This window comes from Aquimarina sp. RZ0 (assembly GCF_008370685.1).
Lineage (GTDB): Bacteria > Bacteroidota > Bacteroidia > Flavobacteriales > Flavobacteriaceae > Aquimarina.
In genome coordinates, this window is sequence record NZ_VTZU01000002.1 from 212,874 (window position 1) to 226,805 (window position 13,932).

The 13,932-nt window shown below is 31.1% G+C and carries 11 protein-coding genes; 5 read left to right on the forward strand and 6 right to left on the reverse strand.

The genetic code is table 11. From position 1 onward, the window contains the following. Window positions 1–919: 919 nt before the first annotated feature. From F0000_RS01680 to F0000_RS27585, 4 genes are all read right to left on the reverse strand, one after another. A complete protein-coding gene (locus F0000_RS01680; protein WP_149622959.1) occupies window positions 920–2,014 on the reverse strand; it encodes a serine hydrolase in 1,095 nt (364 codons plus the stop codon). A 639-nt stretch (window positions 2,015–2,653) separates the two neighbouring features. Then, the gene (locus F0000_RS01685) at window positions 2,654–3,214 is read right to left on the reverse strand and encodes a carboxymuconolactone decarboxylase family protein (protein ID WP_149622960.1); all 561 of its coding nucleotides are present in this window, start codon (window positions 3,212–3,214) and stop codon (window positions 2,654–2,656) included. 65 nt (window positions 3,215–3,279) lie between these two features. After that, a complete protein-coding gene (locus tag F0000_RS01690; RefSeq protein WP_149622961.1) occupies window positions 3,280–3,597 on the reverse strand; it encodes a helix-turn-helix transcriptional regulator in 318 nt (105 codons plus the stop codon). Window positions 3,598–3,929: 332 nt separating this feature from the next. Then, complete coding sequence (locus F0000_RS27585; RefSeq protein ID WP_188111994.1) at window positions 3,930–4,076, reverse strand: hypothetical protein; 147 nt, start codon at window positions 4,074–4,076, stop codon at window positions 3,930–3,932. A 630-nt stretch (window positions 4,077–4,706) separates the two neighbouring features. On the opposite strand from F0000_RS27585, the gene F0000_RS01695 reads away from it, so the two are divergent. Together F0000_RS01695 and F0000_RS01700 are read left to right on the forward strand one after the other, a co-directional pair. Next, window positions 4,707–4,991: a hypothetical protein gene (locus F0000_RS01695; protein ID WP_149622962.1), complete on the forward strand. Its 285-nt coding sequence runs from the start codon at window positions 4,707–4,709 to the stop codon at window positions 4,989–4,991. A 224-nt stretch (window positions 4,992–5,215) separates the two neighbouring features. Further along, window positions 5,216–6,151, forward strand: coding sequence for a pyridoxal-phosphate dependent enzyme (locus tag F0000_RS01700; RefSeq protein ID WP_149622963.1), 936 nt, complete (start codon window positions 5,216–5,218; stop codon window positions 6,149–6,151). A 767-nt stretch (window positions 6,152–6,918) separates the two neighbouring features. On the opposite strand, the gene F0000_RS01705 is transcribed toward F0000_RS01700, so the two are convergent. Then, window positions 6,919–7,365 (reverse strand): hypothetical protein, encoded by a 447-nt coding sequence (locus tag F0000_RS01705; RefSeq protein ID WP_149622964.1) that lies wholly within the window; start codon window positions 7,363–7,365, stop codon window positions 6,919–6,921. 407 nt (window positions 7,366–7,772) lie between these two features. Here F0000_RS01705 and F0000_RS01710 point away from each other — a divergent pair, with 407 nt between their 5' ends. The 3 genes from F0000_RS01710 to F0000_RS01720 all read left to right on the forward strand — a co-directional run bounded on the left by F0000_RS01710 (window position 7,773) and on the right by F0000_RS01720 (window position 12,894). Continuing rightward, the gene (locus F0000_RS01710; RefSeq protein ID WP_149622965.1) at window positions 7,773–8,132 is read left to right on the forward strand and encodes a BlaI/MecI/CopY family transcriptional regulator; all 360 of its coding nucleotides are present in this window, start codon (window positions 7,773–7,775) and stop codon (window positions 8,130–8,132) included. Beyond that, complete coding sequence (locus F0000_RS01715; RefSeq protein WP_149622966.1) at window positions 8,132–10,825, forward strand: M56 family metallopeptidase; 2,694 nt, start codon at window positions 8,132–8,134, stop codon at window positions 10,823–10,825. The genes F0000_RS01710 and F0000_RS01715 overlap by 1 nt, the downstream gene beginning before the upstream one ends. 617 nt (window positions 10,826–11,442) lie before the next feature. Next, on the forward strand, window positions 11,443–12,894 hold the full coding sequence (locus F0000_RS01720) for a T9SS type A sorting domain-containing protein (protein ID WP_223148863.1): 1,452 nt from the start codon (window positions 11,443–11,445) through the stop codon (window positions 12,892–12,894). Window positions 12,895–13,086: 192 nt separating this feature from the next. Here F0000_RS01720 and F0000_RS28550 read toward each other — a convergent pair whose 3' ends face one another. Next, window positions 13,087–13,437: an IS3 family transposase gene (locus F0000_RS28550; protein ID WP_149622968.1), complete on the reverse strand. Its 351-nt coding sequence runs from the start codon at window positions 13,435–13,437 to the stop codon at window positions 13,087–13,089. Window positions 13,438–13,932: the final 495 nt, after the last annotated feature.

Consider the following 13,932-nt stretch of genomic DNA (forward strand, 5'->3'; position numbering starts at 1 on the left):
ATTATATAAAGTAAAACTCCTTTTTTGATATATACTCACTCATTAGAGCATTCTTTATATCAAATATTTTAGCTTTATAGCATGACATCATAGAATATACTATTACTCGATAATTGAGATTTAAATGCTTCGAAGCTTGCATCGAGTTAGTTTACTCATTATGACTTTGCCTACTACATTTAATTAGCATACACTAATCTCAATACATTGTTATAAAAACTCACAAGAAGAAAATTTTGATTCAAAACAGAATTTATATATCCTTATAAGGATACCCATTATATAAAAAACTGATCATGTCAATATATTTGAGAGCACTACAACCCCATCAATTAATCAGGATATGGTAAGAACGTGAATCTCTTATAAGAAAAAAGCTCCTTGAGCATCAATAACTGCAACACTGGAATAATGTATAAATTTGATTGCACAATCATTTTTGATGCTTATATCGATAAGTGGATCATCGATATTAGTTACCCTATCAAAATTTTGTTTGGTTTTTCTTCTTTTTTGCAAGATATGAATGCAATCACGGCTATTAATATGTTAAAAAGGTTTTAAGAATTTTCATAGGTTTTAAGGTTTTATTTACATTAAAATATTATGTTGTCTAGACATTTCATATAAGAAAACGAACATTACATGTTTTACCCTACCCCTTATTTTAAAAAAAACTTAAAAAACTACTAAAATTACCTGTTGTGCATTTAGAAATAATTATGAACTCATCTTGTGTTCTATATTAAAAAAAGCGTCAATGGTAGAGATCCAATAAAAATTTTATCCAGTGTATAAACTGACGAATTTTATCTCAAAAATGCCTAAATGTACAACGGGTTATAATTATAATATTATATCTTGAAATACTCTCTATTTCTATATGCTCAAACCTCAGCAAGCATGAATACGCTCCCTGTCACTTTGCTATGAATGTTGGTAAAAATATATCATTCATTATGGCAAAAGCTAGTTTATCCTCTTGAGAATTGTAAGCGTAACCAGTAAAAACAGCTACCATATCCAATGCCGGAACAACCATAATATATTGCCCTCCGTTTCCTGTTGCAGTCTTAGATATAATCACTTTATCATCTACTATAAACGGAACGTTCCACCATAAATAACCATAATCAATTCCTGTAATTTTTGTTTTTGGCGTAGTTGCTTCTTCAATCCATTCTTTGGAAACCAATTGTTTTTCATTCCACCGCCCTTTATTGAGAACCAATAGTCCTATTTTGGCAATATCTCTGGAAGTCATATAGAGTCTTTTTCCTGATGCTATAACTTTTTTATCAGAAGTATGCCCCCAACGTATATTATCAATCCCCAATGGGATGAACAAATACTTTTCTGCAAATTGAGCTATTGTCATTCCTGAAGCCTTACTTATTATTTCTGCAAGTAACACTGCACCCATAGAACAATAATTTGAAACGGTTCCTGGTTCATGGATCATAGGCAAATCCAGTGTATATTGTAACCAATCCTTTTTTTTGTAAACTTTATCTTCTTGCCCTTTTGATTTTTTATCCCAATCATTACAATCAAGTCCGCTGGACATAGTCAACAAATCTCTAATTGTAATTTTATTCTTTCTCTGATCAAGGTTTTTTTGAGGTACGATAGTTTTTAAGTACTTTGATATCGGATCATCAACTGTATTTATAAATCCTTTATCAATAGCAATTCCCATTAAAATCGACCGTATACTTTTTGTCGTAGAACGAAGGTCGTGCGGCTGATCTGCTGAATACCCGTTGAAATACTCCTCAAGTATTAGCTGTTCATTTTTTACTAACAAAACACTATGGATTTTATTCTTGGTATGTTTCAGGTGATCGAACACCTTATGTATCCTGGTGGTATCTACTTTTATAGATTGTAAACTGTTCGTTTTCCATCCATCGCCGAGTTCTTTGGGCTGCAAATATGAATACGTATTTTGACCGTAACAAAATGAACTTATTACTATAATGATACTTACTAATATCGTACTGTTTTTTATCATAGAAAGTATTATCAAATTGATAAAAACACCACCACAAATACCTTACCATTATACCCGATCATTCTCTTTATTAGTTGTTCTTTTATGCTAAAAATTATATCCAACTCGAACATATGTACATATATTGTGATTCCCATCCTGTCTTTTAAAAGAAACAGCATCTTTAGAAAAAATAATGCACATACCCCTACTCTGATTCATGCTTCATCATTAAAAGGGTTGGTAAGGTTTCTTCAGGATACATAGTTCTTGGTTAGTAAACGAATGCTTCTTTTTTTCTAAAGAATAGAAAATACTTATCGAAGTGGTGTAGACTATTTGCCTTTTGTTTTAAAAAAATCAAATCACTTTGACCGCCTATAAACACAATATGGTAAACAGAGAGCCTTTGTAATAAATCAAAAACTCTCTGTTTATTTATTGTATTATACCATCCTCAGAAGTTACTGTGAGCTCATCTTGACTTTTATTTTTAACCGAAAATGAGTTGAAATTTGGCCAGATGAGGCACTTTTTGTAGTTTATAATAGCATTACAGACAAAAGAAGTAACGAAATATGGATGAATTTGAAGCATTTTTCAGGGAATAAAAAAAGTCAAGATGAGTTCGGTAAAAGAATATTCAAACAACAAACAGTATTAGTCCTTTATTTCTTTACCTACAGCAAAAGGCTCTAGTGGTTCATTGATTACATTTTCTGTAATGTGATTAATATAATTACTTATAGTTTTTAATGAAACTCCTACTATTATTTCCATAAGATTCTCAGGAGAGAAACCTGCATCATAAAATCTATTTAAGTCTTCAGCGTCCATATTCCCATTTGTTTCCACTATTTTTTGAGCGGTATTAATTAACATGTTCAGGCGTTGATCTTCTATTCCGTTTTTTTTTCGTACTGCATTCAAAATAGAAGAAGAAATGCCATTGGCTTTTGCAGCTCGTGTATGCGCAGCAATACAGTAGTCACATTTATTAATGATACTAATCGACAATAAAATAAGGTGTTGTTCACCTCCTGTAAACGATGTTCTGGAAAAAGTGTTAAATAGATCAATATAACTTTCTAAAGCCGCTGGAGCTCCTGCCATATATCGGAACAGATTGGGTAAAATTCCATACTTTTTCTCTCCGTATTTCAGTAAATCTTTTGATGCTTCTGGAGCACTTTCAATGGTATGCTTAATAAATTGTTTCATGTTTTAAGATTAAAATTATGATGCAAAATTAATCTTGATAAGTAGGAGAAACAATAGACAAAGGTTCACTTATGAATTTCTCTATATTGTGTTGGTGATACTCCTGTTTTTTTTTTGAAAACCCGACTAAAGTAATAAGGATCCTGAAAATTCATTTCATAAGCAATTTCTTTTACAGTTTTTTCTGTATGTATTAGAAGGTGCCGACTATGATCAATCTGTTTTTGAAGTAATAGCTGACAAGGTGGAGGCTGATTAAATTTTTTAGATACTTTGCTTAAGTATTTTGGTTTTATTTTCATTTTATTTTCATAGAAAGCTATATCATGCTCTTCCATAAAATGTTCTTCAATTAATGCTTTAAATTTTTCTAATATTTCCATTTTTTTTATCTCTACTACAATATCAGGTAAATGTAAATCTGAAAATCCACATTGGGAAACAGGCGTTACATATCTGCAAAATTTCCTTCAAAAGTACCTAAAGAATTGCCATAAAAAAACATCCTCGCCTCTTGGTTTTTGTTTATTTCTAGTCTAAAAATAGATGATGCACGAGATATAATACCATTTTTGCTTTAAAATTACCCAAATAAAATACAGTTGTTTTTTCTTTAGGCAAAAAAGAAAAGTTCAGCACAGCCTAAGCCCCTAGTTTAATTTTTATTTTGAAGCATAAGGGGAAAAGAACAAATTTTAGTGAAAGCTTTATTTAATTATATTTTATCAGTTTTAAATGTATTCACATACACTTCCCAATCTAATCCACTACTTACCAAAGTTTTCTGATCCTCTGTAGCCCATACAAAAAGGTTTTCTGCTTCCCATAAGCCAACATCTACAGGAATTGAGGGTGCTTTCACCTAGTCTTGTCATAATGTTTCTAATACTGCTTCCTTTGCTTCATAATTTTCTCTTGACATTTTATTTTGTTTTAAAATTAATAGTGATCTATATATCATAAACCAATATGTATCAACGAATCTATATTATATAGCCCTGTGGGCTAAGAATTGTTACCCTATTTTTTTAAGTTATATCACCTGTTTTAATAAAAGCTCATATACGAAACAGTAATTTCTTGTATACACAAAAAAGAGGAAATCTTACTGTATCTTTTAAATCGGAAATGGTGAAAATTTAAGTTAAAAATGATTTGATGATACTCATCACTAGCGGTCACTTAGAAAAAAACTATTCAATTCTTAAGTATTAACTAAATTTTAACAATAATCAATTAGGGGAATACCTTTTAATCCTGTTTTTATTATGAGTTCATCCTAAGAAGTGGTTTTTCACCGAAAAGTTTGACTACTGTATTATAATGAAGTAGGTTTTTTCAGTATTGTTATAAAATACGTCCAAAAAACTACTCCCTGTGTGCGGAAAGTAAATTTTGAAAGGCAATCCATTTCTCAAAATGAACTTCTGGTCACATAGTGTATACATCTTTATGATAAGCTATATCAATTTTAAAAATTAAATTTATTTTTTTGAAAAAACTTAGAATCTTAATCATTTTCTTATCAATTCAATGTCAGGACGGAAAAGTAACGGAATCGTCTGTAAACAATCTTAATATAAATTCTAAAGAAACTATTAGCAAGACTTCTTATATAAAGACTAGTACACCTGGCATTTTTGGAATTCAAAAAAAAGAAATATATTCTATACAATCTAAACTATCTACAGCATCTATCCTTATTGAGGATATTGGACAACACCTCCTCAATCTCCAAAATTATAAGCGCGCCAATAGACATAAAAACAAAAAATAACTTGATTTATTCATCTGATTTATATCCAAACAATAGTATTGATGATCATCAATAAAGCAATGTACGATGACACCTATGCTATTTTATGAGTACACTACCTCGGGGTAATGTCCACCAGGTATTTATTGGAAAAAAATATTCTGATTGTCGAGTTAAAATTGTCTATATAAAATACTGGTTTTAAGTAAATAGTTTACTTTTAGTCGCTGTAAACTCATATAGAAATGACATCACAGGAATTACAAAACTGCCATAAAAGAATCCTCCCTTTTATACATAGAACTCCCGTACTCACCTCACAGCTGCTCAACAAAATATCAGGGACAGAACTTTATTTTAAATGTGAAAATTTTCAACGGATGGGAGCTTTTAAAATGAGAGGAGCTACCCATGCCATTCTTCGGTTATCAGATGAACAAAGAGCAAGAGGAGTTGTAACTCATTCATCAGGTAATTTTGCACAAGCACTTGCCCTTGCCGCAAAAAACTTAGCTGTAAAAGCCTATATCGTTATGCCATCAAATGCACCACAAGTAAAAAAAGATGCCGTAAAAGAATATGGGGGTGAAATTATAGAATGTGTCCCTACACATAAAAGCAGAGAACAGACTGCTAATCAACTAAAACTGGAAAAAGGAGCTACTTTCTTACATCCATATAATAGTATCGATGTAATCTTGGGACAGGCAACGGCCGCTATGGAATTATTACAAGACCAACCAGATCTTCAATATATATTCGCTCCCGTAGGCGGCGGCGGACTTATTGCAGGAACCTCATTAGCCAGTTTTTTCTTTGGCAAGAATTGCCCAGTAATTGGAGGAGAACCCTTTGCTGTTGATGATGCCTACCGCTCTCTGATAAGCGGAAAACTAGAAACCAATAAAACAACTCACACCATAGCAGATGGACTTAAAATGCCACTTGGTGATATCACTTTTCCGATCATTAAGCAATATGTATCAGAAATTATAAGGGTAGAAGAAGAAGAAATTACCAGCGCAATGAGATTGATTTGGGAACGAATGAAAATTATTATAGAGCCTTCATGTGCCGTACCTCTTGCTGCTTTATTAAAGGAAAAAGAAAGATTTTCCTCTAAAAAAATAGGAATGATTCTCTCCGGTGGAAATGTTGATCTTAGTAACCTACCGTTCTAAGAAATTTTGTGCTGCAATAGTAAACTACATCAAGGCAAGCCCAAGAGGCATTTATTGAGAAAAAACTATTCGATTTCGAGGTAAACCCCTTTAGCATTTAAATCTCGATTATCTAAAAATACCCCGAGGCATGTCCCATAAGAAATGGTTAAAACAAAAAACACTTAGTGAGTCTACCTCGGAGAAATTTACTGGCTATCAAAAAAAGTAATCATTTTTTTTAGTAAGAATACTATATAAGTTACTACATTTTAATCTAAAAATAAAAAAAATCTTAAAAAAGTACATGTTATTCAATACTGTAATTATGCCCTACTAGATACTTTTTCTTAATTCAAAAAATATTATTAAAAAAGAATTACATTACTACAATATTTATACATCTTTACATAAAAAATTAAAGCTTGACTATACTATTATCAGTGGTACCCGAAAGTTTTTTAAAAATTAAAATTGCAAAAACATTAATTTACACCTGTTTTACTTAAGAAACCTATTATTTGCAAAAAAACTATTCTTTAAAAAATTAATCTTATAAACTTCCAGGTACCCATTGTGATAGTATATTTAAATCGGTTATACAATATTAAGGGAAATTTTAAATTAAAAATGTTAGATACCTAACATTTTTTAAACTAAAATTTCCCTTTATAAAAATAAATTGTGCTTGCTTTTTTTAATGGCAATGGTTCATATTCATCGCCATTTAATATCGAAACAATTGATTCATTAACTTCTACCAAAGTTATAAAGATCTTTGATCATAATTAACTGTTAACTTCTCTGCAATCCATCGTGATTTTCTTTATTTCAGATCTGGAAAGCCACTTATCAATTCTGGAAATCTCTTTGATACATCCATTAAAAAGGTAATTATAGTGTGTACTGTTTTTATCAAAGATTCCTTCTAAAATCACGTATCTATAATTGAGACCATACTGAATATCATCTTTTTGAGATTCTTTTAGAAACAATTCTATGCTATTTATCATCAAACCATTTTCATAATCTTCTTTGTGGAGGTATATAGCATCTCTGCCAAATTCAACACCAATATATCCGATGATATTTATTTTTGTATTATGATATAAATCAGGGGTTGTTATTAAATTTATTATTGAGACATTATGAATCTCTTTTTTGCCTTTTTGTTTGAACAGAAAAAAACGAGGTAAAGAAGATGCCTTCAGTAATAACATTACTAGTTTTTTCAAAATAAATATGTCTGTATTTAGATAGCTACCACAGCGTAACTATGCCCATTATATATAGTAGGTTTACTTCAATTTTATTTTATGAAATTCTTTTAAAAAAAAATCTAAGTAAAACTTTATATAAATGATTCTTTTTTAAAGAAACATAACAACTAAGAATAGTTTTAATCATAATGTTTTATGTCAAAATTATGAACCTAATACTTCTACAAATAATTTCTTGCAACACGCCTCTTGTTAACAATCCTTTCTTATTAAATCATTATATTTTCAAAACACACCCATACTAAACAAATGAAAATCAAATATTTAATATAAAAAATACTAATAAATTAGTTAAACTACTAATTTATTAGTTGTAAAACTAATTAATTAGTAGTAGATTTGTTCTATCAAATTACAGGAGTATGCAAAAATTAGCTAAAAGAGAAGAACAGATCATGCAAAGTTTATGGAAACTACAAAAAGCTTTCATAAAAGAAATTATTGAAGAGCTTCCTGATCCAAAACCGCATTATAATACAACAGCTACGATTGTGAAGATCTTAGAAGAAAAAGGCTTTATTAATCATAAAGCCTTCGGAAATAGTTTTCAATATCATCCTGTAATATCTAAAGATGAATATCAAAAAGAAGTTTTGGGGGAAGTGGTTACTAATTATTTTGATAATTCTCCGCTCGCATTAGTAAAATTCTTCGCCAAAGAGGAAAAAATAAACACAAAAGAACTAGAGGAAATTATTGAACTCATCAAAAATAATAAATAATGACTTATATCATCTATTGTTCAGCTCTTATAGGTTTATCCTATGTTATTTATATTTTATTTCTATCTAAAGAAACGTTTTATAAGCTAAACAGATGGACATTACTTTCATTAGTACTGATATCATTTGCCTTACCGTTTCTGTCAGTTCCAGAAAATCTTTCTCTGAAAACTATTTTTTTTCAAGAACCAATATTTCAGACATCTTCTACAAAACAATCAGAGAATATCAATCTCAAAAATATGGAAGAGGAAGCATTAGTTCCTGATCATATGGTCACTACTCATACAGAAGATACAAAAACTAATATAACTCCTGCTTCTATAAACATAAACTGGAAGTCCATTATAATCTATATTTATTTCTTTGGAGTTCTGGCTTTTGGGGGTAACTTTTTATTACAATTAGGTGTTTTATTGTATAGAATGTTTAAATATCCAACTATAGAATTTGATAAATACAAAATAGTAGAAACAACTACCCATCACGCTCCCTACTCTTTTTGGAATAGAATATTTATAAATCCTAATCTGTATACACCAGAAACATATCTGCAAATTCTAAAGCATGAGCAAATACATATAGATGGTAAACACAGTATGGACATGCTTCTTGTAGAACTGTTGGTTACTATACAATGGTTTAATCCGTTTGCCTGGCTCTACAGAAAAGCTATTGATAATAACCTAGAATACCTCACCGATAATGGTATGCTAAACATCGGTGAAAACAAAGAAGTATACCAAATGAATTTATTAAAAGTCTCAACTCCAGATATGCCTACAGGACTGGCAACAAGTTACAATCAATCATTTCTCAAAAAACGAATACTCATGATGAATTCTAAAAAATCAACTGCAAAATCAGGATGGAAATATCTAATCATTATTCCATTATTAGTATTTACTGTATTATCTTTTAATCCGGTTATCTCTAATAAAGTACCTTCAGAAAATGAGGATTTTACCTCTGCAAAACCAGACACCAGCTCACGAGAATTACAACAAAAAGAAAAAAACAAAAATGATGTTACCAAAGGCGTATGGGATGCAGAAGTCGGAGCTGGAAAATTATGTATTATGTATCGCAGTGCAGAACCACTTAAGCAAAGTTTCTGGTCCACTACCAGATGCTATGACGCTTCTTTCTTTGATGATTTCCCTAAAGGAGATAAACAAAAGTTCGAAATTACCAAAGAAGCCGGGACTATGACTCTTATTGGAACATTTGATGGATCGATTGGCAATGGCAGGTATACGTTTACACCTAATACCGAGTTTATAAAATCTTTACAAAATTATGGACTAAGAGGTAATCAAAAAAAGCTAATACACTGTTTTTTAACCGATTTTGACACGAATTATCTTACCTATCTAAAAAATGAAGGACTTGCTATCAATCAAGATGATTTTGAAGATATTATTCATAAATCACTTCCTTTGGATACATTAAAAATGTATCGAAACGAACTAAAAAAACTTGGATATAATACGTATACGATAAAGGAAATAAGTAAGCTGAATCTTTTTGATGTTGATATCCCCTATATATCCTTTATTAATAAAATAGGTGAGCAGAAAGTATCATTAAAAAAGGTTATAAAAGCTAAAATACATAATCTTACGCCAAACTTTATTAAATCGTATACGGATAATGGTCATCTCAACATGTCACTTGATGACTATATGAAATTAAAAATACACAATGTCACTCCAGATTTCATTAGCGATTTTAAGAAAGAAGGATATGGAAATATTTCTGTAAAGGAAGCCCAAAATCTAAAAATACATAATGTGACTCCCGGATATATTGAGGAGTACAAAAATATCGGATATCAAAACATAACACTAAAAGAAGCTAAAGAACTCAAAATACATAATGTCACACCTGCATTTATTAAAAGCTTACGAAAAGTAGGATATCCCAATATTACTCTAAAAGAAGCAAAAAAATTAAAAGTGCACAATGTGACTCCAAACCTCATTGAATCCTATAAGAAGGCCGGACAAAAGAATCTCTCTGTACAAGAAGTTATCAAGTTGAAAATTCATGACATTACTCCTGGTCAGGTTAAAATCTCTACACAGCACACTTCTAATTGGCATAACAACACGTATGTTCAATCCAGTTCGACAAGTAATTCTGGCAATGCATCTCAGGATAATCAGCAGATGCCAAATGATTTTATAGAACAGTTCAAGAAATTAGGATATACACAGGCCTCAATTGATGAAATTATAGCTCTCAAAATCCATAATATTACACCAGAATTTATCAAGCGTTATCATAAAGCCGGATATAAAGACATCCCATTAGATGATATCGTGGGACTAAAAATACATCAGGTCACTCCAGAGTTTATCGATACATTTAAAAAAGCAGGATTTAAGAACATTTCTATAGAAGATGCTATGTCTCTAAAAACACACAATATAAGCCCGGAATATATTCGTCAATTCAAAAAAACAATGTTTGATGATCTTCCTTTAGCCGCTATTATGTCTTTTAAGATTCATAACATAACGCCTGAGTTTATAAATTCCTTTGAAGATATAGGATACAAGAATATTACCGCTGATCAAGCTCAAAGTCTTAAGATTCATAATGTAACTCCAGGGTTTATCAAGTCCTTAAAAGAACAAGACCCTGAGATATCAATCGAACAGGCTATCAGAATAAAAATTCATTTTTGATCATCGGGAATGAATTAACCAGTACACTACTTCTGAACAAACCCAGGAACATTTCAATCTCGATTATCGAATAAAACAAAATTTCATCAATCAAAAATCAGTAAATTATCTGGAGGCAAGTCCCGGAACATTCAAATCTCGACTATCGAGTAAAGAGCTATCAATTAATACTAATTGATAGCTCTTTTTTATAGAATTCTTTTCTTAGCACACCATCTCTTCTGACATAAAATTATCCATTCGAATTTGATCTTTTTCTTGTATACCTCAAAAATGTTAAGCTGCTTCACCTCAGAGAAAAAATTGAGGAGTAATATTAAAACTACTTTTATAAAAATTCCTCATAATTATTGATTTTTTGTCATCAAAACCAGCATAAAAAAAACACATCACAAAAAAAACACACCCATACAAAATCCTCATAATTAACAGATCAAACATATCATATATTCTATTATTTAACACATTTGTTGTTATAAATAATTATATCCCTTTAAAAATATAGGATTTTTTTTATGTAATTTTGTACTAACTATTATATAACATATTCAACACAAACTTAAATTATGAAAAGGTATTCTTTTTATAGGGTAGTTCTGTCTATCCTATTCAGTTACATGTATTGTATTACATTAACCGCACAACCAACTCCACCATCAGGGAAAAAATGGCAAAAAGTAAATCAGCTTACAGATGATTTTAATTCGTTTGACAGTAGTAAATGGCAAAAAGGTCATCCTTACTGGAGTGGACGATCACCAAGTCAATTTAATAATAACAATTTATCCTGGCAAAATGGAAATTTACGTCTTAAAGGGTCGCTTCGCAATTCTAACAGACAAGGTGATTTTATCTGGACAGCCTGTCTTACTTCAAAATCAAAAAGTTTTAAAAAAGGAATGTATGCAGAAGCGCGTATCAAAAACGCCGATATGGCGATCGTATCATCCTTTTGGATGCAAGGCAGCGAGACAGAAATTGATGTCATAGAAAACTGGGGAGAAGTTAAAAACAATAGATGGAGGCATTTGGACTACTCCATGGAAATGAACACACACTATTTCCCTAAACCTTGTGGTTTTGATTGTGATAAAACCACTCAAAAACATTATAAAAACCCTGGGAATGTAGGCAACTCATCAGCATATGCCGTATATGGTGTATGGTGGGTAGATAGCCGAAACATTCGTTGGTATCGCGATGGTCGTCAGGTAGCAAGTGTTACGTTGCCATATGATTTTAATGAAGACATGTTTATGTTTTTTGATATGGAAGCATTTACCTGGGGTCCTGGATTACCATCAAATGCCGATATGAACAATGGAAATAAAAACACGGCTTATTATGATTGGGTACGAACCTATAAGCTTGTTAATGGAAATTCAACAGGTGGGGGCAATGGAGGAAATACTGCTGTTGCTGCGTTAAAAGGAAATAACGCAAAATATGTGAGTTCAGAAAATGGAACTAAACCAATGACTTGTAACCGCAATCAAATAGGCGGTTGGGAAAAATTCGAAATTAAAGTAATCGGTAGTACAAATGGTAATGATATTGTCACGCTAAAAGGCAACAATGGAAACTATGTGAGCTCAGAAAATGGAACTAAACCAATCACTTGTGATAGACCTCGTGTAGGAGCCTGGGAAAAATTCGAACTGATACATCATGGAAATCAAGTTTACAGTCTAAAAGGAAATAATGGCAAATATCTAAGTTCAGAAAATGGGACCAGATCTATGACTTGTAGTAAAACTAATATTGGAAATCAGGAAAGATTTAATATTCAATATGGGCTATCTAGAGCAAATGATATCGATAGTCAGAAATCTGTAGGGTTCAGTGTATATCCTAATCCTACATTAGGAAAAGAAGTAACTATTGATGTAGGAGCAAACGCAGGAATGAATCTCCTAAAAGTATATGATATACAAGGACGTATGATTCTTGATAAGCAGTTTACAGAAAATCAATATCAAATTAACAGCACCTTGTTAGGAGCTAAAGGGCTATATATTATTAAGATAAAAAATGATAGTGGTGATTTTACCAAAAAAATATTTAATTAATGATGGTGTGATTCACTAAAAAATAAAGAAAGGCTACTAAACTAAAAATTAGTAGTCTTTTTATATAGAACTCATTCCGACTTTTTTTGATCGCAAAAATGATAGCGGCCATATACATACCCGCGCGAAACATTAGAATATAAGTGATATCTGTTTGCCAAACCCGATTAGAATGATCAATTTTAAGATCTTTCAATAGATGAGGGTATATATACTAGTCTCATCCCTTATGGTTGTCTTGGATTTCATATATATATATATAGTTTGAAGTCTCATTAACCTGTAAAGTCTTCTAATTCTCTTAATATTGACATTGTACCCTAAATCCAACTTGAGATAATCAGTCATACGTTCTACACCATAACAAGGGGGAGCCAAGTGCTTGTTGATTTCTTTCATTAAGGTTAAGCTCAATAAACTTTCTCCTTTGGTCTTATAATATAGGCCTGAACGATTAATTTCTAATAATAACTTACATTGTTTATTAAGGCTTAGTTTCGGATGAGATTTTACAACTTTTTGCCGTTTCTGAGTACTGCTCATTTCTCCAAGACTTTCTTTAAAAAATCATTCTCGACTTGTAACTGACCTATTTTACTATAAAGAGCACTTTTTTCCTTATCTGTCTCTTCTGTTTTGATCTTGGGAATCAAAAATTCTTGAAGAATTTTCTATAAACGTTTGTTTCCAAATGAATATTGGGGTAGGATGGATATCAAACTTTGAGACGATTTCTTGTAAAGTAAACTACCTCGGGGCAAGCCCAAGAGGCATTTATTGAAAAAAACATTTTGATTTCGAGGCAAGCCTCGGAGCATTTAAATCTCGATTATCGAGTAAATTGATCTTTGATCACTTCTAAAGCTACTTTGGCTTTGAAGGATGAGCTAAATTTTCTTCTCGATTTTTTCATATCCACAGCATTAAATTTACAATGTAAGTAGCTGTCTTAAAAATGGGGAGTATTATACTAAAATATATACAAAATCAATAAGAATGAAAGAAAATAATATTAAAACACTAAAATCAATTAATTAA